We start from the raw sequence: 22,873 nt of genomic DNA, 5'->3' as shown, positions 1-22,873 counted from the left end.
GCTATAACTTATCAACTATATCAATACTCTTTGTGAAAGTAATCATTCCCTCAGGATGAGCTATAATCCCTGACCATATTTGGATCCCTGGTGTTGAAGGGGCTCTTGTTATTTTGAAAATCCCCCCTGATGATAATGGCTCCAATAATATTTCTTGTTCAAAAAATGAATTAACTTGATGTGGTTTTATAGCACCAGCAATAATAACTTCTTCAAGAGGTTTATTTAGAATAATGTCGATATCATATTTTGAGCCAGTTAGAACTTTATCTGGAATTTTAAAACTAATATCTATTTTTTTATCATCATTTCTTATTGTTGTGAATAAATTTTTGACAATTCCCTGATCTATTTTCCCATTTACAATAGAAAATAAATAATCAAAATTGGAATTGAGTGTATACATTTCTCCATTTACCATTTTTTCCCCTGAAACTTTTATTCTCAAAATTTCTTTATTTGGAACATTTGATTTTAATCTTTTGATCTTCCATTTGCTGTCAGGGAAATCATTGACAATTTTTGAAAACTGTTTTGGGATATTTTGTTTTTCATCATTTCTAAAATTTTTTTTTATAAACTCTAAGTCTCTCTTATTTAAAGAGATTTCTAGATTTCTTATGAAATCAACTTTTAAAGTTTGCGTTATTGCTGAATAAGGAATAATGAGATAAATAAATAAGTAGAGAGTGACTCCAATATTTTTGAATAAGTTTAAATTAAACATATTTATTATTTATTATTTTCATTTTACTAATTTGCGTTTTTATGTCTAAAAAAAATAATTTATTAGTTGCAGCTAGTGGAACAGGAGGCCATATTTTCCCAGCTTTAGCAGTTTGTAAAGAGGTAGAGGATGAATGGAATATTCATTGGTTGGGGGTTCACAAAAGACTTGATGCAAATTTAATTCCCAAAAAATATAATTTGAGGACTTTAAATATAAAGACACCAAGAAAAAATATTTTTTTGTTTTATCAATATTTAGAAATTTTAATGTCCACTTTCCAAATAATTAGGATCTTAAAAGAAAAAAAAATTACCTTGGTTTTTACTACTGGAGGTTATATATCTGCCCCTACGATTGTTGCTTCAAAAATTCTTGGTATACCTGTCATTATTCATGAATCCAATTTAATTCCAGGAATGGTCACGAAATATTTTGGTTTTTTGTGTAACTATGTTTTTTTAGGATTTACGAAAACAAATTCTTATTTAAGAAATTGTAAAACTATTTTTACTGGTACTCCTTTAAGAGAGCAATTCTATAATTCTAATCCCTTGCCGGATTGGGTTCCAAAAGGGAAAGGACCTCTTTTGATTGTTATGGGAGGAAGTCAAGGTTCAAAAGCTATAAATCAAATTCTTGACGAATCACTGGAATTTTTAATGAAAAAACAGTTTCGGGTAGTCCATATTATTGGCGAATTTAATGAACTGTTCTTTAATGTAAAAAATTCCAAATATTATGTTCAAAAGAAATTTACTAATGAAATCGCAGCTTTAATTCAAAACTGTGATCTTGTAATATCGAGATCTGGTGCGGGAACAATAAATGAACTAATACAGACTGAAAAACCTTCAATTTTAATTCCATTTCCTTATTCAAAAAATAATCACCAAGAGAAAAATGCAATGATCCTTGCCGAGATTGGAGGATCAGTTTTAATAAATCAAAATAAAATTTCCAAAGAAGTTTTTGAGGAAACCTTAGAAAGAATTTTTAATATAGAATCAAAAAACGGAAAAAATTACTTTGAAATATTAGAGCTTATGAAGAAGAATATGGAAAATAATAATAAAATGCAATCTAAAATTGAGATTAAAAAATTTCTTAATTACTTTTTAAAGGAATTATGAATTTCTTTACATAAAAGAGTGTTATTTTTCTTACTCTGTAAACTTATTCTTGCCCATTTTTCGTCAAGAAATCTAAATGAAGTACATTCTCTAAGTAATATGCCTTTATTTTCTAAGTATTTTATATTGGGTGATAAGGATGTTTTACTTTCTATTAAAAAAAAGTTGGTTGAAGAGTTGTGAACTTTAAGGTTTTCTATTTTTGATAATTTTTCAAATACCCTCTCTCTTTCAATATTTATCCAGCGGTGAATCTGTTTTATCCATTTTTCATAGAATTTCTTATTACTTAGTAAGTCAATTCCGGCTTTAATTGCAAAGGAATTTAAGGGCCAAGGATCTCTATTGATATTCCATTGCTTAAGTTTTTTCGATGAGCCAATAACGTAACCTAATCTAAGACCAGGAATATTGAATATTTTAGTTAAGCTTCTCAAGACTAATAAATTATCATACTTTTGGGTTAATGGTATTAAAGATTCCCTTTCTCCATTGGGTGTTATTGATAAGAAAGCCTCATCACAGATAACTAATTTATATTTTTTCACTATTTCTTCTAATGAATTTTTTCCCCATAATTGGCCGGTTGGGTTATGTGGGTTTGTTATCCATATGACGTCACCTCTTGGATGAAGCGGAAATGATTGAGGGAAAATATTATTCCAGTTTTTTGGTAATTCGCAATGTATTAAATTACTATTCCAACAATTTAAGGATCTTTCATAATCTAGAAAGGATGGAGCGGGAACACAACTTTTTCCATATTTGGATGCTTCATAACCTGCCCAGGTTATAAGCTCAGAAGCTCCATTGCCAGGCAATATATTCTCTGGATTTATCCCATGAAATTTCCCTATTATTTCTTTTAGATCACTCAAGTTTCTATCAGGGTAATATCTAAATCCAAGATTCTTAATTTCTTTGTTTAATGAATCTATCAGGATTTGAGGGGGATCAAAGGGTACTAATGAGGCACTTGCATCAATGATTTCAGAGGGTAATAAATTTAATTTTTTTGCATTTGTATATACATTTCCTCCATGCTGTGAGTTTGATATTTGCAGGGCTTCTTTTGAGTAATCATTAGGTTCTGATTTATTCATTATTCATACTTTAATTTTATTCAATCCATTTTAAATCTGATCCAATGGCCTCTTTTATATTAGATAATTGATGTTTATTGAGTTGCTTTATTATTCCTTCAAGTATATCCGGTACTAATTGTGGACCCTTATATATCCATCCTGTATAAAGTTGAATTAATGATGCTCCAGAACAAATTCTTTCCCAAGCTGATTCAGGACTATCGATTCCACCAACACCAATTAATATGATATCTTTATCAATATTATGGATATGTTTTAATATTTGATTTGCTTTTTTTTGTAGGGGCCTTCCACTTAATCCTCCATTCTCTTCTGATAGTAATAGTCCAGTTTGCTTGATTTTTCTATTGTCAAGACCTAATCTATCAATGCTAGTGTTAGTAGCAATTATTCCATCGATATTTTCCTCGATTATTAATTGACAAATATCTTCAATATCTTTAAGGCTTAAATCTGGCGCAATTTTTACAAATAATGGGGGACATTTAGGTAAGTTTTTAATTTCTTCGAGAAGTTCTTTCAGAAGAATTGGATCTTGCAACTTTCTGAGACCTTCAGTATTTGGAGAACTTACGTTTATTGCCGCGTAATCACAATATGGAATTAACAATTTTAGAGAAGTTAAATAATCATCTTTTGCTTGAGATAAATCTGTAATTTTAGATTTGCCGAAATTTATTCCTAAACAAATATCCTTCCTGTCTTTTTTAAAATCAATACCTTGTTCAAGAAAGTTTTTAACTAGATTTTCCGCACCATTGTTATTGAAACCCATTCTATTTAATGCTGCCTCTTCTTTTGCTAATCTAAATAACCTTGGTTTAGGATTACCATTTTGAGGAAATTTGGTTACTGTACCAAGTTCAGCAAATCCAAATCCAAAATTTTTCCATATATTTGCAGCATTTCCATTTTTGTCAAAACCTGCAGCTAAACCAACTGGATTACAGAAATTTATTCCACATATGTTCTGACTTAATCTTTTATCAAGAATTGAAAATTCTTCATTTATATTTTTTAGAATTGATGAAACTACAGGCCAATTGTGTTTTCTTGAGCTGAATGATAGAAGGCTAAGAGATAAGTTAGTTAAATATTCTGCATCCATTCCAGAGTCTTTTTTTAAAATAGGGGTCATTAAGTTTTTATAAAGATTTTTAAATACGCCCTTTTGTTCTTTCATAAAAAATCAGGATTCTTTTTTTCTATTATCCAATATTTTTTATCTTTAGGAATAAATCTCCAATTGCGCCATTCAAAAAGTAAATATTGTTTTATTTTTAAGTGGTTTTCTTCACTCAATAATTTACTTAGTTCTAGTGAGCTTAATAAGTACTTTTTTTCTGCAAATTTTAGTATTAATTGATTTCTTGAAAATAATTCTTGAATTTCAGCAGGTGCATTTTGGTCAAAAAAGTCAACTGCAGATTCGACTTCTTTTGAATCACCTACTATAGATATACCTTTGCTGTAATTAGTAGCGATTTTATCAACCCGATCATTATGTTTATCACCGCTATGACCCTTAACATATTCCATAATTAGGCCATTAATTCTTAATTGATCAATTTTTTGCCATAAATCAAGATTTTGGACTGATTTTCCCGCGCTTGTTTTCCATCCATTTCTCTTCCAATTAATAATCCATTTTGTATACCCATCAATGACATATTTACTATCAGTTCGCAATTTAAAGTTCTCTTTTAATTTATAGGTTTTTAATTTTTCAAGAGTTTTTATAGCAGCAGTCAATTCCATTCTGTTATTAGTGGTATTTTGCTCAGAACCACCTATTTCTAATTCACTATTATCATCAAATATTATTAAACCTCCCCAACCGCCTGGACCTGGATTGCCACTGCAGGCTCCATCTGATGCAGCTTCAATTGCAATACTATCACTATTCATAATTTTTGAAGCCGATATTAAAGTTATCGGCTTTAAAAAATGTACTCTTACTTAAGTGTAACTTTACCGCCAGCTTCTTCAATCTCTTTCTTTAAAGATTCAGCGTCTGCTTTAGCTACTCCTTCTTTTACAGTTTTCGGTGCTGCTTCAACAAGTGCTTTCGCATCACCAAGACCTAGACCAGTTGCATTTCTTACAACTTTAAGGACTTTGATTTTTGCAGCTGCATCAAAGCTTTCGAGAACTACATCAAATTCAGTTTTCTCTTCAGCAGCTCCACCATCTCCATCACCAGCAGCTGCTCCTGGAGCTGCCATTACTACCCCTGCAGAAGCTGCAGCAGATACTCCAAAAGCCTCCTCAATTTGTTTTACAAGCTCAGATGCTTCTAAAAGTGAGAGAGATTTTAATGATTCAAGAATTTCTTCAGTTTTTGCGGACATTTTCTTAAAAGTGAATTAGGTTTTGAATTTAGGATTCTGATTTTTCAGAATGTTGTTTCAGTGATCTAGCAAGTCCAGAAGGTACTTCATTAATAGAGATCGCGATTTTAGTTGCAACGCCATTTATAGCGCCAGCAATTTTTGCCATCAATACTTCTTTAGATGGAAGACTTGCAATTTCTTTTATTTCAGAATCGCTAAGAAGTCTGCCTTCAAATAAAGCTCCTTTGGTTTCGGATTTTTTGGTGTCTTTTTGAAAAGATTGGATCGCTTTTACAGCACCGCCAACATCTTCTTTGATTAAGACAAAAGCATTTGTTCCGGTCAGTAAAGATTCAAGATCATTCCAATTACTATTTCCATCAATGGCTTTACGCATCAATGAATTTTTAGTAACTTTGCAAATGCCGTTAGTTGTTTGCAATCTAGATCGCAAATCAGACATCTCTTTGATAGTTAAACCTTTATAGTCAAGAACTACAGCCATTTCCGAGTCGTTTAACAGAGATTTAATCTCAGTAACGATTTGTTGCTTATTCTCTAGTGTTCGGCCCATTGTTTTTTTTTGGATCGTAATTTAGGGAGAGCAGGAAATGCGGCAAAGTTCTTTTAAAGAGGCCGCTTTTATTAGATCCAAAAAGAAATAATTTTAGACGAGTCCTCGGTAGGAATTAAAAATTTAGGATAACTAAATTAACCTACTTTCTTTGGCCGTATTATTGCAATTAAAATTATACTACAAAGGGTTAACCTTCAGGTTGGTAATCTTGTATGGCATTTATGTCTAAACGAACTGAAGGCCCCATTGTTGAAGTCACATAAAAAGTTTTCCAATACTTTCCTTTGGCTCCAGTTGGTTTATTTTTATCAATTGATTCTTGTAAGGTTTTTAAGTTGTCAAATAGAGCCTCTTTTGTGAAACTTGCTTTTCCAAAGCGTACATGAACGATACCCGCTTTATCTGCCCTAAATTCGAGCTTGCCAGCTTTGAATTCTTTTATCGCATTAGCAATATCGTTAGTTACTGTCCCAGCTTTAGGATTAGGCATTAAACCTCTAGGTCCTAAAACTCGTCCTAATTTTGCAACCTTTGGCATCATATCTGGAGTCGCAATGAGTAGGTCGAACTCCATATTTCCTTTGTTGATGCTTTCTACAAGATCTTCTTCGCCAAATAAATCTGCACCAGCAGCCTTAGCTTTCGAAACATTCTCACCGCTAGTGATTACTGCGATTTTGATGGTTTGGCCAGTACCATGCGGTAATGTAACAGTGGTCCTCAATTGTTGATCAGTATATTTTGGATCAATACCTAAACGTATATGCGCTTCAATAGTTTCATCAAATTTAGCGTTGGCATTTTCTTTGATAATACTAAGAGCCTCAAGAGGTGCGTAAATGCGATCCTCTATCTTTGTTGATAGAGCCGCCATTCTTTTTGATAGTTTTTTCATAGAAATTTTGGGTGCAAACGGTTATGAACTAACCTCCCCTAAATAGTGAGCAATTTTGTCTTGAATTCAATCAGTAATAGAGACGCCCATATTACGAGCAGTACCCTCAATTACTTTCATTGCTGATTCAACACTAGAACAGTTTAGATCAGGAAGCTTAGTTTTGGCTATTTCTTCTAATTGAGCTTTACTAATGTTCCCAATAGAACCTTTTGCAGATTCACCTGATCCTTTTTCTATACCGGCTGCTTTTGTTATTAAGACGGAAGCAGGAGGTGTTTTTGTGATAAAAGTAAAGCTTCTATCTTCAAAAACAGAAATTTCAACTGGAATTACAAAACCTGCTTTATCTTGTGTTCTTGCATTGTATTCTTTACAAAATGCCATGATATTGACACCATGCTGTCCTAAAGCTGGACCTACAGGAGGAGCAGGATTTGCTTTGCCTGCTTGCAGAGCAAGCTTGATAACTGCAACAATTTTTTTTGCCATTAGATTAGAGAATTTAAGCTGAAGTAGAAAATCATAATTTTACTCGATAAACAAGAACAATTAGAAATTAATTTTGTTTATTGATCTGGGAGAATTCTAATTCTACAGGAGTCTCGCGCCCAAATATTGAAAGTAATGCTTTTAATTTATTTCTTTCCCCAGAAACTTCTATAACTTCTCCTTGGAAATCTTTGAATGGACCACTAGTAACTATGATTCTATCTTTTTCTTCAATATCTAATTTGATTACAGCTTTTTTCTCTGATGCACGCTTAAAGATCCTATTAACTTCTTGTCTGGATAATGGTCGAGGTTTGATATGACCTCGCGACCTTCCACTGCCTCTGCCGTCTTCAGCACCAACAAAATTAATTACATTTGGAGTGCTTTTTACAGCCATCATTGTGTCTTCATCTAAAATCATTCTCACGAGGACATAACCTGGGAAAACTTTTTCTTCAGTAGTTTGTCTACTTCCATCCTTTTTTAATTTGATTCCAGGAGTTTGAGGAATTTCAATTTCAATAATTCGATTATTAACACCTAAAGTTACTGATCTCTGCTCAAGAGTCGCTTTTACTTTTTTTTCGCAGCTTGATGCTACTTGAACGGCATACCATCTTGCGATGCTAGTATTTGCTTTTGAAGAAGCGAGGTTTGTAGTCAATTCATTACTCATTTTGTTTCTGGAAGCTTAATTAAGATCTTTTTAAAATTATATTCAGGGATAATTCAACCAAAAATAAGCGAGGCTGCCCATCCATAGAATCTGCTGACAGATGCTATGGCTGCCGCAGAGAAGGATACCATAATTATAACTGCTACAGATTCACTAAAAAGTTGTTGTTTGTTAGGCCAAACGACAAGTTTTAGCTCATCGTAGGTAGATTTAAAAAAATTATTCTTTTTTTTAGGCTCTTTTACTTCAGGGGAATCCTTTTTAAGAGGTTCTTTATTAGTAGTAGGACTTGTCACAAAATTTTTTTGGAATTAAGCGTTACGCTTTGTTTTTATTTTAGCTTATTGATTTGCTCCTCAGCTAGGTTTGAAAATAATATCATCTTTTTTAGCAGGGTTAAGTTTAATTGTGATATTTTTTTTGTTTTTAAAATTATCCTCTAAAAGTTTTGCAGCCAAGGGATTTTCTATTTGTCTTCTAAGTTCCCTGCTGAGTGGCCTAGCACCATATTTAGGTTCGTAAGAATCGTTGGCAATTTTATTTATAACTTTTTTGTCTATAGCGATATTTATGTTTTGTTCAAGTAGCAGGTTTTTTAAATCTTCTGTTTGTAAAATGATTATTTTTTGAAGTTCATCAATAGATAATGGATCAAACTTAACTACTTCGTCAATTCTATTTAAAAATTCAGGTCTAAAAATTGAAGACAATGTATTGCTAATGGAATCATCTAGAGTTTGTTGATGTATTTCTAACTTATCCTCACTTTTAGAAATCTTTTGTGAATACTCCAGTATAGATTTACCAGCTAGGTTACTTGTCATAATAATTACGGTATTTTTGAAATCTACTGTCCTTCCTTGGGAGTCAGTTAATCTTCCTTCATCTAAGACTTGTAAAAGGATATTAAACACTTCTGAATGTGCTTTTTCTATCTCATCAAGAAGTATTACTGAATAGGGTTTGCGTCTTACGGCTTCAGTTAATTGACCTCCCTCTTCATAACCAACATAACCTGGAGGAGCTCCTAAAAGTCTTGCTACGGCATTTTTCTCCATATATTCACTCATGTCTAATCTTAAAAGTGCGTCTTCTTCATCAAATAAGGCTGTTGCAAGAGATTTTGCTAATTCTGTTTTGCCAACACCTGTTGGACCCATAAATAAAAACGATCCAATAGGTCTTTTAGGACTTTTCATGCCAACGCGAGCTCTTCTTATTGCAGCAGAAACAGCTTCTATAGCTTTTTCTTGCCCAATAACTTTTTCACTTAATTCTGCTTCTAGATTGACTAATTTCTTGCGTTCATTTGAAACTACTTTAGAAATTGGAATGCCTGTAATTTTTGAGATGACATCAGCAATATCATCAGGCTCAACTTGATACTTAAAAGTAAAATTTCTATTTTTCTTTATTTTTTTAAAGTTCTCTTCAACTTTTTGTATTTCATCCTTTATTTCAATTAACTCCTCTTCAAGTTTTTCTAAAAAATCTATATCATTTGCAATCCCTGAATTAGATTTATTTTTAATTTGTTTGGTTAGCTTATCTTCTTCTTTCATTAAAATAAATAATTGCTCCATTTCTTCGCGCAAATTATTCCAATTGTCTAGCAGAATGTTCAATTTTGACTCTGATTCTAGTCTCATATTTAATAGTTTTTCTTGAGCTTCGATATCTTCTCCTTGCAGATTATTCAGTTTTTCATCAATAGTTTGAAGCTTTTTTTCTTGTTGGAGGATTATTTGAGGCTTATTATTAGACTCAATTTTTAACTGTGCAGCTGCTTCATCAATTAAATCTATTGCTTTATCAGGAAGACATTTATCACTGATGTATCTATCGGCTAATTTTGCAGAATAATTGACAGCCTCTTCAGAAATTCTTATGCCATGATGTGATTCATATTTCTTTTTGATGCCTTGCAGTATTTTTGCGCTTAATTCTACTGAAGGTTCATTAACAGCTATCTTTTGAAAACAATTATTCAATGCCTGATCTTTTTCAATAGTTTCACGAAATTTCTCGGGTGTTGTTGTGCCGATACATCTAAGTTCTCCTTCAGCTAGTAAAGGCTTTAATATATTACTTATGTCGGTAGAAGATCTGTCAGAACTTAATATTGAGTGAATTTCATCAACAAATAAAATCATTCCTTGGCTTGGATCGTTTAGTTCCTGCAGTATCAAGCTTAGTCTTTCTTCTAGTTGGCCTCTAAATTTTGTCCCAGAAACTAATGCACCTAAGTCAAGTGAAATAATTTTAAAGTCTTTTAAAGAATCAGGAACTTTTTTGTTAACAATTAATTGTGCAAGTAATTTTGCAATAGAGGTTTTACCAACTCCAGGATTGCCAATAAGTATGGGATTATTTTTGTTTCTTCTACAGAGTACCCTCATTAAATTATTGATCTCATTTTCTCTACCTATTACGGGATCTAGTAAGCCTTTTTTAGCTGATTCTGTTAAATCTTTCCCATAAATTAAAAGAGCATTCTCATCTTTTCTGACTTGTTTTTTGGTTTCAATTTGAAGTTCACTTTTAGGTAATGGAACAATAGCTTTTTCAAATTTTTCCTCTTTACCTAATGTCTCTTTGTTTGGTTCAAAATTAGATTGATTATTTATCTCAATTACGTTCTTATAATGAGAAGAATCTTTTGTTTGATTAATATTTGGGAAAAACTTTAATTCCTCCTCTAATTTTTCCATTGAGAGATTGCCTTCTTCAAAAACATAATTACCAATTCTTAAATCTCTTCCAAGAGCAATTAGTAAATGCGGAATTTCTATTAATCTTGATCCCCATTGAATTTTAATCTGATTTGCATTATCTAGTAAAATTTCTAAATCTTCTCCGATAGTAAAAATATCTGACTCATTTGTCGGTGTCTCCTCTAAAAAATCCTCTGTTATATCTAAAACTGTATCTTGGTCGATAGATAATTTTTCAATAAAAGCAAAGAATTCACTTGATGAGAACAATGTATGAATTATATGTTCAATATTAAATTCGCTATGATCCCATTTTTTTGCGGTTTCTTCCCCTAATAGAAGAAGATTCCAACTTATATCGCTAAAAAGTTCAGGCTTGGATGTAAGAGTTTCTCTCATAAACTATAAAAAATATAGTTGATTATTAATTAATATTCTAAATAGGATTTGCACTAATAATCATCCAATAATTTTTAAATTGTAAGATGAAATTTAAAAATATGTTATTAAAGGGGTTATGTGCACTTTGGAATTAAAAAAACTTTGAATTCTTATCTAAGTTGTCCTAAATTAAAAAATTATATTTGGTTAACATATATATTTCAGATATTAGCCAAATAGTTCAGCTATTAATAGGATTTAAATAGTAATAATTAAATTGTGAAAGAAACTATTGATTTTCTTATTGATACTATTGAAGCAAGGCAAGTTCTTGATTCAAGAGGTAATCCGACTGTAGAGGCAGAAGTATTTTTGGAATGTGGGGCAACTGGTAGAGCAATTGTGCCCAGCGGAGCCAGCACTGGTGCTCATGAGGCACATGAATTAAGAGATGGTGGTTCAAAATATATGGGGAAAGGTGTTTTAAATGCTGTTAATAAAATTCATGAAACAATATCCCCGGCTTTATGTGGTTTGTCAGCTTTAGATCAAACTGCAATAGATAACGTAATGATTGAAATTGACGGTACTCCTAATAAGTCTAACCTTGGAGCAAATTCCATCCTTGCAGTAAGTCTTGCAACTGCCAGAGCATCAGCAAATGCTTTAGACATTCCCCTATATAGATATCTTGGAGATCCATTATCCAATCTTCTTCCAGTCCCATTGATGAATGTAATTAATGGTGGTGCTCATGCACCAAATAGTCTTGATTTTCAGGAATTTATGCTTGTCCCACATGGAGTTAATAATTTCAGTGAATCATTAAGAATGGGTACTGAAATTTTTCACTCATTAAAATCATTACTTGATAAAAAAGGTTTATCTACTGCAGTAGGAGATGAGGGTGGATTTGCCCCTAATTTGTCATCCAGTGAAGAGGCAGGGGACTTATTATTAGAAGCAATTCAAAAAGCCGGATTTCAGCCTGGTGAGCAGGTATCTTTAGCTTTAGATGCTGCTAGTACTGAATTTTATAGTGATGGTATTTATAAATATGAAGGGAACAGTTTAAATAGTTCTGAAATGATTTCATATCTTTCAAGATTAGTTTCTAATTATCCAATAGTTTCAATAGAAGACGGTTTAGCAGAGGATGATTGGGAGGGTTGGTCAGAATTAAACAAAGAATTAGGAAATAAAGTTCAGCTTGTTGGTGATGATTTATTCGTTACTAATACAGAAAGGTTAAGGAAAGGGATTATGGAAAAATCTGCCAATTCAATCCTAATAAAGGTAAATCAAATTGGAACATTAACTGAAACTTTGGAAGCTATTGAGTTAGCTAAAATTTCTGGTTTCACAAGTGTTATTAGTCATAGAAGTGGTGAGACTGAGGATACAACAATTGCTGATTTATCTGTCGCTACAAGATCTGGTCAGATCAAGACCGGCTCTTTGAGTAGAAGTGAAAGGATTGCAAAGTATAATAGGCTTTTAAAAATTGAGGAGGAATTGGGGAGTCAAGCAAGATTCGCTGGAGCTTTAGGTTTAGGTCCCCAAAATACATAGTTTTTTATCGCTTAAGTTTTTCTAAACGTGAGCCTTTTCTCATACTTAATTGGCATTTTATCCAATCAATACTTATTGGTAGTGCAAAAATAAGCGGCAACAATGCAAAATTATTTTGTTTATTCGTTGCGAGTAAAGCAGAGGCAATTGATAAGCTTCCTATAAGGATTGAATGGCCTAAAGTTTTTTGAGCAGTGAACATTTTTTTGAATTGCCTATCAGACTCTCCCATTCTTATTTGCAATTGTAAATCGCCCTGCTCTAATCTTTCTAAACTTTCATCTATTCTTTTGGGAATCCCAACAGCTTTAGATCCTAGTTCACCTACTTGTCTTCCAAATTGGTTAATTAAATCGTTGGGAGTTTGATTATTTGAAGTCATAAGTTCTATTAAATAAGGCTTGGTCACTGATACAAGGTTAAACCCTGGGTCAAGCATTCTACCAACTCCTTCAAAAGTTGATAAAGCTCTCATTACAAAGATTAAATCTACGGGAAGTTGAAATGGAGTTTCATAAACAAGTTCGTATAAATCTCCAGATAACTTTTCAATAATATTTGGACTAAATGGTGGAGTTAAGGCTTCTTTAAGCATCAGTCTGACTAATCTTCTGACTGGTCCTATATCAATATCTTTTGAAATTAACCCAGCTTGTTGTAATTGACTAACAAGTGATGAGGCGTCTCTTAATGCAGCAGCCTTAACCATCCCCCCTAGTCTTGTTTGAAGATTATTTGAAATGTTGCCCATCATTCCAAAATCATAAAAAATCAATTTACCTTCATTTGAAACTGCTAGATTCCCTGGATGAGGGTCTGCATGAAAAAAACCGTAATTTACTAATTGTTTTAAATAGCTGATGGCACCTATTTCTGCAATTTTAGGTAAATCAATTTCTTGTGATTTTAATTTTTCTAAATCGCTTATTTTTGTTCCTTCAAGATAACTCAAACAAAGCACCTTTTCACTGCTCATATCCCAAATCACTTCAGGAACTTCAACATTTTCATCATCAATAAATTGCTGCCTAAATCTTGCTGCATATTGTGCTTCACAATTAAAATCAAGCTCCTTCATGAGAACTTTCCTACACTCTTTAGCAATCTCAACCCAGTTTCTACCTCGACTCCAATTCTTATTTTTCTGCAATAATCCTGCTATTTGCTGCATTATGCCCAAATCGATAATAAACAATTCTTTTAAATTTGGTCTTTGAACTTTAAATACTACTTTCTTTCCATCTTTTAAAGTCGCCCTATGAACCTGAGCTAGTGATGCTGATCCAACCGGATTGCGTATTATTTGATCTATTTCATTGAAACTCGATCCTAGTTCTTCTTTGATAGTTTCTTCAACTTGCGCAAATGAAAAATTAGGAACTTGATCCTGTAATTTAGACAATTCCTGTATCCAGGTATTAGGAATTAAATCAGGTCTCGCTGATAACAATTGTCCAATTTTAATAAATGCTGAACCTAGCTTTATTAATTGATTAGTAAACCACCTAGCTCTTTTATTTTGGGCCCTAATTTTTTCATTACTCTTAGTTTGGAAAATTGTAAATCTAATATTATCTATCCACAAATTTAGTAGAAGCGTAATCAGAGTTATCCAAATAAGAAAGGCCCTTCTCAATTTTTTTAAACGATAATGAAGAATGTGATAACTCATTTAATTTAATTATTTATAGTTGAATTAAAGAGATCAATTTGCTTATTGATACTTTCAATTTCATTTAAAGCTTTTTTTATTTTGGAATCTTGATAAGTATTTGTTGACTCATTTTCTTGAATATTTTCGGCTTTCTCCATTCTTAAGGCTTCTTCGATTATTGATTCTTTTAAACTATTAAATTCTTTTTTGAGAATGTCTGGAGTATCCTGAGCAATATTTGTTGCTTCTTCAATTTTTTCAACCAATATATCGTTTAATTTTTCGGTTACTTTCTTAATGGCAGCTTTTAAAAGGTAGTCAGAGTTGGTCATGAAAAATATAATGTTTCTATGGCAAATAATTTACTCGACATGAATCAATAATAGATCAATACAGAACATTTCACCTAACTGATCATTTTGATAATGAATTTTTTTTGTTTTTCCTATGTAAGTTTGTTTCTATATTATGCTTTTTTCTTTTTTTTCTTTTAACTTATATCTATATACAGGTTAGGTATTAAAATTAAAGATATCTTCTAACCAAAAACTCATCATAATTAACTACTAAAAAGGAGTTTTATTAAATTGGAAATCATTGAGTCAGATGTAGTTATCATCGGAGGTGGTCCGGCAGGATGTACTTGCGCACTTTATACATCTCGTTCAAACTTAAAGACGGTAATTTTAGATAAAAATCCATCTGTTGGCGCTTTAGCAATAACTCATCAAATAGCTAATTATCCAGGAGTTCCAGTTGATATAAGTGGCGAGAAATTACTTACTCTAATGAGAGAACAGGCTGTGCAATATGGTGCAGACTATAGAAGAGCTCAAGTGTTTGGAATAGATGCTAGTGGAGAATGGAAAACGGTTTATACACCAGAGGGAACTTTCAAGGCAAAAGCACTTGTTCTTGCAAGTGGAGCTATGGGTAGGCCTGCATCATTTAAGGGTGAAGCGGATTTTCTTGGCAAAGGAGTAAGTTATTGTGCTACATGTGATGGAGCTTTTTATAAAAACAGAGAAGTTGCCGTTGTTGGAGTGAACAAGGAGGCAATTGAAGAGGCAACTGTTCTCACTAAATTTGCTTCAACTGTGCATTGGATTACATCAAGTGATCCTAAATCAGATAATGAAGAAGCTATGGAATTGATGGATAATTCAAATATAAAACATTGGAGTAGAACAAGATTATTGGAAATATTGGGTGATGATATGGGCGTTAATGGGGTTGTTGTAAAAAATAAGCAAGAAGAAAATCCTATCAATTTAAATTTAGATGGAGTTTTTGTTTATATGAGTGGTTCAAAGCCGATTACTGATTTTTTAGGGGATCAAATTGCTTTAAAAGAAGACGGAGGAGTCATTGTTGATGATTTTATGTCTACAAACTCTGATGGAGTATGGGCTATTGGAGATATAAGAAATACGCCATTTAAGCAAGCAGTCGTCGCAGCTTCTGATGGATGTATTGCCGCGATGTCAATTGATAGATATTTGAATAGTAGAAAAAATATAAGAGTTGATTGGATTCATTCTTGAGAATAAATATTTTTTCTTTACTTTAAAGGGGGGTTGCCTCAGAAATATAAGCGACTCCTCCGTAGTAGCTTAAATCGTCCCTAATGTTATCTCTCATTTTATCTATTAATTCTTGTTCACAAAAAACAATTACATGAGCATTTGATCCATATCCAGTAAATTCCATATCTTCAGTAACAACTCTTTCAGGCCCTCTGCCAGTGGCATGTTTCATAACTGTATATCCAGGAACATTAGCTTTTTCTAATGTTTTAATAATTGCATCAAGTTCTCTTTCACTAAATATCAAGTCTAATCTTTTCATTTTTATAAAGGGGAAAGTGGGATAATGGTATTTACCAAACTCATATATATTGGAATGCCGAGAACTATATTGAATGGGAAAGTTAGACCAAGTGTAGTTGAAATATAATAACTAGACTTAGCCTCTGGAACTGTCATCCTCATGGCTGCAGGAACTGCTAAATAAGAGGCGCTTGCACATAAAACCACAAATAAAAGGGCGTTGCCAGGCTCTAAAGATAAAAATCTTGCAATGAAAACACCAATAAATGCATTAAATAAAGGCATAAAAATAGCAAAGCCAATCAAGAACGAACCCGCATTTTTCAGTCTCGGCAATCTTTGAGCGGCAACTATTCCCATATCTAATAAGAAGAAGCATTCTGCTCCATAGAATAATTGTCCAGTAAAAGGCTCCATTTTTGCAATTCCTGAGGGATTACTGGAAGCAGTAAGAAATCCCACAATTAAGCTTGAAAGTAATAAATAAACTGATCCATTCAAAAGAGATTCATGTAGTATTGCGCTTAGGTGCATTTTTCTTGATTTTGGTCTATTTTTTGGAGCTGCAAATTTCACAAGTAATAATCCAACAATGATTGCAGGAGATTCCATTAAAGCTAAGGCGCCAACCATAAACCCATCAAAAGCTATTTTTTGACTTTCTAAAAAACTTTCTGCAGAAATAAATGTAACAGCACTTATTGAGCCGTATGCTGCTGCTATTGCTGCTGAATTAAAGACATCAAATTTTAATCTTAAAATTAAGAATCCAATCAGCGGGATTACAAGAGACATCAGAATTGCAGCACTTAAAGTCGGCAATACCTGATCAGTAAACCCACTTTTCTGTATCTCTATACCTCCTTTAAAACCAATAGCAAGGAGAAGATATAAGGAGAAGAGTTTAGGTAAGGGAGCTGGTATTTCTAAATCAGATTTAAAGAGTACTGATATTGTTCCAATCAAAAAGAAAAGAACTGGCGGGGCTAATACATTTTGCAGAATTGGATTTATTTCCATCAATTATTATGCTATTTCATTTAGAGCGGTTTCTAAAGCTTCTTTTCTTGTCTCAATGATGCCTTCAACTCCAAACTTAGCTAATCTATCTTTTACTTTTTCATTTGCCCCAGCAACAAATGCTTTTCTGGAATTATTTTTTGCTTCTTGCATCATATCCTCAATTGCGAGAGTTGCGGTTACACCAAGTCTTGGCACGTCAGTGATATCTAATATCAAAACCTTGTAGTTTCTTACTAGCATCATTCTTTCAGATATACCTTTAGCTGCTCCAAAGCTAAGTGGTCCTTTAAGTCTAAATAACATTACTTCTCCTGAACATCTATCTAGTAGTGCTTTTTCATCAGCAGGTAATGAATTTTTAGCTTGATCATCTTCTGATAAAGGATTATCTTCATCCATACCTTCTAGTTGAGTTTCGGTTATTGAATCAATAGTGAGCATATTTGCTATGAATACACCAACTAAAACTGCCCAAATTAAATCCCAAAAAACAGTCATTAAAAGTACGCCATACATTACTACTGAAGTTTTTAAAGATAATTTGTGAGCCCTCCTTAAGAATCCCCAATCAATAATATCTAGGCCAACTTTTATGAGAATTCCTGCTAGCAATGCAGTTGGTATTTGCTCAGCTAAAGGTCCTGCACCAACTAAAACTATTAACAACACAACCGAGTGAACCATACCAGAAATGGGCGTTGATCCTCCAGATTTGACATTTATAACTGTTCTCATGGTTGCTCCTGCTCCAGGTAAACCTGAAAACAGCCCTGCAACAGCATTTCCTATTCCTTGACCAATAAGTTCTCTATCAGAATTATGTTTTGTTTGAGAGATATTGTCTGCTACTAGAGATGTCAGTAATGAGTCAATTGCGCCAAGTACTGCTAGGACTAATCCTGCTTTGAAAATAATTGGGAAATATTGATTAAAGCTTGGGAAATTTAAAGATGGAACTCCCTTTGGAATTTCTCCAATTCTATCAATAGCTCCATCTCCAAAAATTAATATTGATATTGGGGTAACTATCAATAGGGCCAAGAGAGGAGAAGGAACCCATTGACTTATTTTTCTAGGAGTGAGAAATACTATACCTAGTGTCATTATTGCTACTCCAATAGCAGCTCCATTGGGCTGGAAATTTGAAAATACAGTAGTTAAAGATTCGACTACTCCACCACGAGTGCTAATTCCAAGTAATGGTCCAATCTGAAGAGCAATGATTATTACGCCAATACCAGACATAAATCCTGAAACGACAGAATAAGGAACTAAAGTAATGTATTTACCTAATTTTAAAATCCCAAATAATATTTGCAGTAAGCCACCAATGACTACCGCTGCCATAACTAAAGGTAAAATTTGTCCTGCAGAAAGATCTCTTGGAACCCCCACTGCTGCTAAGCCTGCTACTACACCTGCAACAGTTACACTCATGGGACCAGTAGGTCCACTAACTTGAGCAGGTGTTCCACCGAATAATGCTGCTAAAAAACCTACTACTACTGCTCCATACAGGCCATAAATTGCTCCGCCAGGTCCTAACGCAGCATTACCAAAAGCAAGAGCGAGAGGTAACGCCACCACTGCGGCTGTGATGCCTCCAAGAATATCGCCTCTTACATTTTTCAGGTGAAATCCATTAATTATTTTCAAAAATGCTCTCCTTAAAATTAATACTTAACTAGAAGATATTATCTCTTAATGACGTAAATTTGTGAAAAATGAAGTTTGTGCAAAATATTTTTGTAACTTTTTTTCTCTTAATTAAGATAAATTTTAGTTAATTTTCCTGAACAAAAGTAGTCTCTGATTAATTTATGTGCGAGGCAAGCGATTAATCTATTAGATAAATATTTTAAACTTAAATAATATTCAAATGAATTCGATTATTCGTCCTAGAAGATTAAGAAGAACTGAGGCAATTAGAGAAATGGTTAGAGAAAACCACCTAATTGCATCTGACTTTATATATCCTTTGTTTATCCATGAAAAGGATTTTAAAGAGGAAATTTCAGCAATGCCCGGAACTTATAGATGGGATATAAATGGCTTGATAAAGGAGGTTACCAGGGCATGGAAATTGGGAATAAGGTGTGTGGTTCTTTTCCCAAAAATTAACGATAGCTTAAAGTCTGAAGATGGAGCAGAATGTTTTAATGAAGACGGTTTAATACCTAAAGCTATTCGAATATTAAAAAAAGAGATTCCAGAAATGGCAATAATGACAGATGTTGCCTTGGACCCATACTCTTGTGATGGTCATGATGGATTAGTTGATGAAACTGGAAAAATATTGAACGATGAAACAATCGAAATTTTAAAAAAACAAGCTTTAACACAAGCGAGAGCTGGAGCAGATTTTATTGGCCCTAGTGACATGATGGATGGGAGAGTTGGAGCAATTAGAACTGTTCTTGATGGTCAAGGATTTAGTGATGTAGGTATTATTAGTTACACAGCAAAATATTCATCTGCTTATTATGGCCCATTCAGAACTGCTTTAGATTCGGCTCCTAGAGAAAATAGTAAAAAAATAATCCCAGACAATAAGTCTACATATCAAATGGATCCTGCCAATTCAAAAGAGGCTTTAATTGAATCTGCATTGGATCAGTATGAAGGAGCTGATATTTTGATGGTAAAACCAGGAATTTCATATTTGGATATTGTTTATAGACTAAGCACATTTTCAAATAAGCCAATAGCTGCATACAACGTTAGTGGGGAGTATTCCATGGTAAAATCTGCTGCAATGAAGAATTGGATTAACGAAAAAGATATTGTTTTAGAGACATTGCTTAGTTTTAAAAGAGCAGGAGCAAAATTAATACTCACTTATCATGCTTGTGATGCATCTCAATGGTTGCAGGATACTTAAAAACTCATTATTAACAAAAATTTGGTTTATTCTTAGATGAGTAATAAATTAATTGCTTTGTTTTGAAGTTTTCACAAGGAGTAAATAGGATTGGTCACATTGCACTTAGAGTAGAGAATCTCGAAAGGGCGAAATCTTTTTATATTAAGCTGGGTATGAATTTGATTTGGGATGATAAAGATTGGTCTTATTTAGAGGCAGGTAAAGGGAAAGATGGACTTGCGTTGTTAGGACCTAGCTACAAAGCTGCGGGACCTCACTTTGCTTTTCATTTTGAAAATAAAAAAGAAGTAGAAAATATTCAAAATGATTTAAAAAATTCTGGTGTAAAAGTTGGTCCTTTACATGAGCACAGAGATGGAACAGCATCTTTTTATATGAAGGATACTGAAGGAAACTGGCTTGAGATGCTTTATGTTCCTCCCGAAGGGATTCAATCGAATGTTTGATTCTTTTTTTGTATGCAAGAGAAAAGTTATTCTAAAAAATCATATTCAGATAAAACCTTAGAAGAAGAATCTATAAACCTTTTAGAGTGGGATTCATTAAAAACGCATTTATCTTCATTCGCCTCAACGGAAATGGGTAAACGATCAATTTTAAGTTTTGCTATACCTTCAAAATACGAAGCCTCTAAAAGACTATTACATGAAACTGTTGAAATTAATGAGCTAGAAAAAAATTTAGATAAATCAATTAGTTTTTCTGGTGTTTTTGATATTAGTAGAAATATCGAAATTTGTTCGAAGGGAGGTGTAATTTCATCTTCTGAATTGTTAGAAATAGCGAAAACAATTGCTGCAGCAAGAAATTTAAAAAAAATCTTATTAGATTTTGAACAAAGGCCTTATATTTCATCATTCACAAAAAATTTAATTGACCATCAGAATATCGAAACCATTTTTAAAAAAGGCATTGAATCAAATGGAAGGATTTCAGACAATGCTAGTAATGAACTATCTATTCTTAGAAAAGAATTTTTATCTAAGAAACTTGAAAGAAAAATATTAGTTGAGAAATTTATTCAAAAGAATTTAGCTTATTTGCAAGATACTACTATTGGAGATCGATATGGAAGGCCTGTTTTGGCAGTGAAAGTTAATTATGTAGATAAATTTAAAGGAATAATTCATGACTCTTCATCTTCAGGAAATACAGTATATTTTGAGCCTGAAAGTGTAGTAACTAAAGGTAATAAGATTGCTTCTTTAGAGGCTAGGATCACAGCAGAAGAATTTAAATTACTTAAGAAATGGTCTCAGGTTGTTAGTGATAATTCAAAAAATCTTATTGAAATGGCATCCATTTTATTAAGATTAGAAAATGCCCTAACTCGTTCAAGATATTCGAAATGGATTGGAGGTAAAACTCCTAAATTTGAGAAAAATCCTATTATTTCTTTAATTGGTTTTTCTCATCCATTATTGATTTGGGAACATAAGAAAAAAGGAGCCCCTCCACCAGTAGCTGTCGATTTTTATATAAATAGAAATATTAAGGTTGTAGCTATTACAGGTCCAAATACTGGAGGCAAAACAGCAGCTTTAAAGGGTTTGGGCTTGTCTTTGCTTATGGCTAGAGCAGGATTATTGATACCTTCAACTAATAATCCTATTATCCCTTTTTGTCCAAATATATATGTGGATATAGGAGATAATCAATCATTAGAAGAAAATTTATCTACCTTCAGTGGGCACATATCCCGCATAAAAGAGATATTAGATTTACTTGATTACAAGAAAGGATTATCAGTAGTTTTGTTAGATGAGATTGGATCTGGCACAGATCCTCTTGAAGGAAGTGCTCTTGCGATGGCTTTATTAAAAGAATTTGCAAATAAATCTGATATCACTTTGGCAACTACACATTATGGAGATATTAAGGCTTTAAAATATAATGACTCCAGATTTGAAAACGTATCAGTTGCCTTTGATGAGGAATCTTTGAAGCCAAAATATATACTCAACTGGGGTATTCCTGGGAGAAGTAATGCTTTGTCGATTTCAAAGAGAATAGGTCTCGATGAAAGCATACTCAATGAAGCAGCAAATTATCTAAAGCCAAAAGAAGTTGACAATATAAACTCTATTATTAAAGGACTCGAGGAAGAGAGGATTAAACAACAAAATTCTGCAGAAGCTGCTGCAGAATTGATTGCAAGGACTGAAATATTGCATGATGAACTGAAAAGAAATTATGAATATCAAAAAATAAATGCTCAAAAAATCCAGGAAATTGAAAGGTCTAAATTATCAAAACATATTGTATCCGCTAAAAAAGAGGTGATAGATTTGATTAAAAAATTAAGAGATAAAAATGTTAATGGAGAAGATACGAGAATTATTGGAAAAAGATTAAAGGAAATTGAGACGGAACATTTAACCCAGAAAAAATCTGAAAAGTCAATATCATGGAACCCTCAGGTAGGCGATTTAGTAAAGATTAAAAGTCTAAATAGTACGGGACAAATTGTAAATTTAGATGAAAAAGGTGGTTTTTATGAAATTAAATGTGGTTCATTTAGAAGCATATTATCTGTAAATGACTTTGAAGGTATTAATGGAGAAAAGCCTAATTTCAAAAGGTCAAAAATTGAGATCAAGGCTAAAAGAGAAGATTTTTCTTTTTCTAAAATTAGAACGAGTAAAAATACAATTGACGTAAGAGGGTTAAGAGTTCATGAAGCCGAAATAATTATTGAGGAGAAAATTAGAAAATTTCATGGACCGTTATGGATTGTTCATGGAATTGGCACAGGAAAATTAAAGAAAGGACTAAGAAATTGGTTATCAGGCTTAAATTATGTTGATAAGATTGAAGATGCAGCCAACAATGAGGGAGGCCCTGGTTGCAGTATTGCGTGGATAAAATAAAATT

General features: G+C 32.8%; 22 protein-coding genes. 6 read left to right on the top strand and 16 right to left on the bottom strand.

What is annotated here, in order from left to right; all coding sequences use genetic code 11:
• Window position 1 precedes the first annotated feature (1 nt).
• A complete protein-coding gene (locus EU95_RS00960) occupies window positions 2-727 on the bottom strand; it encodes a hypothetical protein (protein WP_032522879.1) in 726 nt (241 codons plus the stop codon).
• Window positions 728-768: 41 nt separating this feature from the next.
• Between EU95_RS00960 and EU95_RS00965 the strand changes: the two genes are divergently transcribed.
• Window positions 769-1,860 carry a UDP-N-acetylglucosamine--N-acetylmuramyl-(pentapeptide) pyrophosphoryl-undecaprenol N-acetylglucosamine transferase gene (locus EU95_RS00965; RefSeq protein ID WP_032522878.1) on the top strand — a complete coding sequence of 364 codons (1,092 nt, stop codon included), beginning with the start codon at window positions 769-771 and terminating at the stop codon, window positions 1,858-1,860.
• Here EU95_RS00965 and EU95_RS00970 read toward each other — a convergent pair.
• The 10 genes from EU95_RS00970 to EU95_RS01015 all read right to left on the bottom strand — a co-directional run bounded on the left by EU95_RS00970 (window position 1,839) and on the right by EU95_RS01015 (window position 11,055).
• Window positions 1,839-2,963 (bottom strand): pyridoxal phosphate-dependent aminotransferase, encoded by a 1,125-nt coding sequence (locus EU95_RS00970; RefSeq protein WP_032522877.1) that lies wholly within the window; start codon window positions 2,961-2,963, stop codon window positions 1,839-1,841. The genes EU95_RS00965 and EU95_RS00970 overlap by 22 nt on opposite strands.
• Before the next feature lie 16 nt (window positions 2,964-2,979).
• Window positions 2,980-4,149 (bottom strand): quinone-dependent dihydroorotate dehydrogenase, encoded by a 1,170-nt coding sequence (locus tag EU95_RS00975; RefSeq protein WP_032522876.1) that lies wholly within the window; start codon window positions 4,147-4,149, stop codon window positions 2,980-2,982.
• Window positions 4,146-4,874, bottom strand: a complete 729-nt coding sequence (locus EU95_RS00980) for a ribonuclease H family protein (protein ID WP_032522875.1) — start codon at window positions 4,872-4,874, stop codon at window positions 4,146-4,148. The genes EU95_RS00975 and EU95_RS00980 overlap by 4 nt, the downstream gene beginning before the upstream one ends.
• Before the next feature lie 47 nt (window positions 4,875-4,921).
• A complete protein-coding gene (gene rplL / locus EU95_RS00985; protein WP_032522874.1) occupies window positions 4,922-5,317 on the bottom strand; it encodes a 50S ribosomal protein L7/L12 in 396 nt (131 codons plus the stop codon).
• A 28-nt stretch (window positions 5,318-5,345) separates the two neighbouring features.
• The gene (gene rplJ / locus EU95_RS00990; RefSeq protein WP_032522873.1) at window positions 5,346-5,873 is read right to left on the bottom strand and encodes a 50S ribosomal protein L10; all 528 of its coding nucleotides are present in this window, start codon (window positions 5,871-5,873) and stop codon (window positions 5,346-5,348) included.
• A gap of 190 nt (window positions 5,874-6,063) precedes the next feature.
• On the bottom strand, window positions 6,064-6,771 hold the full coding sequence (gene rplA, locus EU95_RS00995; protein WP_032522872.1) for a 50S ribosomal protein L1: 708 nt from the start codon (window positions 6,769-6,771) through the stop codon (window positions 6,064-6,066).
• Between the two features lie 66 nt (window positions 6,772-6,837).
• Window positions 6,838-7,263, bottom strand: a complete 426-nt coding sequence (gene rplK / locus EU95_RS01000) for a 50S ribosomal protein L11 (protein WP_032522871.1) — start codon at window positions 7,261-7,263, stop codon at window positions 6,838-6,840.
• 67 nt (window positions 7,264-7,330) lie between these two features.
• On the bottom strand, window positions 7,331-7,942 hold the full coding sequence (nusG, locus tag EU95_RS01005; RefSeq protein ID WP_011817697.1) for a transcription termination/antitermination protein NusG: 612 nt from the start codon (window positions 7,940-7,942) through the stop codon (window positions 7,331-7,333).
• Between the two features lie 53 nt (window positions 7,943-7,995).
• On the bottom strand, window positions 7,996-8,238 hold the full coding sequence (secE, locus tag EU95_RS01010) for a preprotein translocase subunit SecE (protein ID WP_032522870.1): 243 nt from the start codon (window positions 8,236-8,238) through the stop codon (window positions 7,996-7,998).
• A gap of 60 nt (window positions 8,239-8,298) precedes the next feature.
• The gene (locus tag EU95_RS01015; protein ID WP_032522869.1) at window positions 8,299-11,055 is read right to left on the bottom strand and encodes an ATP-dependent Clp protease ATP-binding subunit; all 2,757 of its coding nucleotides are present in this window, start codon (window positions 11,053-11,055) and stop codon (window positions 8,299-8,301) included.
• Window positions 11,056-11,316: 261 nt separating this feature from the next.
• On the opposite strand from EU95_RS01015, the gene eno reads away from it, so the two are divergent.
• The gene (eno, locus tag EU95_RS01020) at window positions 11,317-12,609 is read left to right on the top strand and encodes a phosphopyruvate hydratase (RefSeq protein ID WP_032522868.1); all 1,293 of its coding nucleotides are present in this window, start codon (window positions 11,317-11,319) and stop codon (window positions 12,607-12,609) included.
• Window positions 12,610-12,613: 4 nt separating this feature from the next.
• Here the strand turns inward: eno and EU95_RS01025 are convergent, their stop codons facing one another.
• Window positions 12,614-14,281, bottom strand: coding sequence for an ABC1 kinase family protein (locus EU95_RS01025; protein WP_032522867.1), 1,668 nt, complete (start codon window positions 14,279-14,281; stop codon window positions 12,614-12,616).
• Window positions 14,282-14,286: 5 nt separating this feature from the next.
• Complete coding sequence (locus tag EU95_RS01030; RefSeq protein WP_032522866.1) at window positions 14,287-14,595, bottom strand: hypothetical protein; 309 nt, start codon at window positions 14,593-14,595, stop codon at window positions 14,287-14,289.
• A gap of 255 nt (window positions 14,596-14,850) precedes the next feature.
• Here EU95_RS01030 and EU95_RS01035 point away from each other — a divergent pair, with 255 nt between their 5' ends.
• Window positions 14,851-15,807: an NAD(P)/FAD-dependent oxidoreductase gene (locus EU95_RS01035; RefSeq protein ID WP_032522865.1), complete on the top strand. Its 957-nt coding sequence runs from the start codon at window positions 14,851-14,853 to the stop codon at window positions 15,805-15,807.
• Window positions 15,808-15,829: 22 nt separating this feature from the next.
• On the opposite strand, the gene EU95_RS01040 is transcribed toward EU95_RS01035, so the two are convergent.
• Genes EU95_RS01040 through EU95_RS01050 form a run of 3 tightly spaced genes read right to left on the bottom strand, consistent with a single transcriptional unit; the run spans window position 15,830 to window position 18,771 of the window.
• Window positions 15,830-16,111 carry a P-II family nitrogen regulator gene (locus EU95_RS01040; RefSeq protein WP_032522864.1) on the bottom strand — a complete coding sequence of 94 codons (282 nt, stop codon included), beginning with the start codon at window positions 16,109-16,111 and terminating at the stop codon, window positions 15,830-15,832.
• 2 nt (window positions 16,112-16,113) lie between these two features.
• Window positions 16,114-17,112: a sodium-dependent bicarbonate transport family permease gene (locus EU95_RS01045; RefSeq protein WP_032522863.1), complete on the bottom strand. Its 999-nt coding sequence runs from the start codon at window positions 17,110-17,112 to the stop codon at window positions 16,114-16,116.
• Window positions 17,113-17,118: 6 nt separating this feature from the next.
• The gene (locus tag EU95_RS01050) at window positions 17,119-18,771 is read right to left on the bottom strand and encodes a SulP family inorganic anion transporter (protein WP_032522862.1); all 1,653 of its coding nucleotides are present in this window, start codon (window positions 18,769-18,771) and stop codon (window positions 17,119-17,121) included.
• A 223-nt stretch (window positions 18,772-18,994) separates the two neighbouring features.
• Between EU95_RS01050 and hemB the strand changes: the two genes are divergently transcribed.
• The 3 genes from hemB (at window position 18,995) to EU95_RS01060 (ending at window position 22,869) form a co-directional block, all read left to right on the top strand.
• Complete coding sequence (gene hemB / locus EU95_RS01055) at window positions 18,995-19,996, top strand: porphobilinogen synthase (RefSeq protein ID WP_032522861.1); 1,002 nt, start codon at window positions 18,995-18,997, stop codon at window positions 19,994-19,996.
• Between the two features lie 62 nt (window positions 19,997-20,058).
• Entirely contained in the window at window positions 20,059-20,445 is a 387-nt protein-coding gene (locus EU95_RS0109185) for a VOC family protein (protein ID WP_032522860.1), read from the top strand.
• A 12-nt stretch (window positions 20,446-20,457) separates the two neighbouring features.
• On the top strand, window positions 20,458-22,869 hold the full coding sequence (locus EU95_RS01060) for an endonuclease MutS2 (protein ID WP_032522859.1): 2,412 nt from the start codon (window positions 20,458-20,460) through the stop codon (window positions 22,867-22,869).
• Window positions 22,870-22,873 lie beyond the last annotated feature (4 nt).

It is taken from the genome of Prochlorococcus marinus str. MIT 9201 (assembly GCF_000759955.1).
GTDB classification, from domain to species: Bacteria; Cyanobacteriota; Cyanobacteriia; order PCC-6307; family Cyanobiaceae; genus Prochlorococcus_A; species Prochlorococcus_A marinus_G.
The sequence above is the reverse complement of the archived record's forward strand: the minus strand, read 5'-3'. Positions and strand labels throughout refer to the sequence as shown.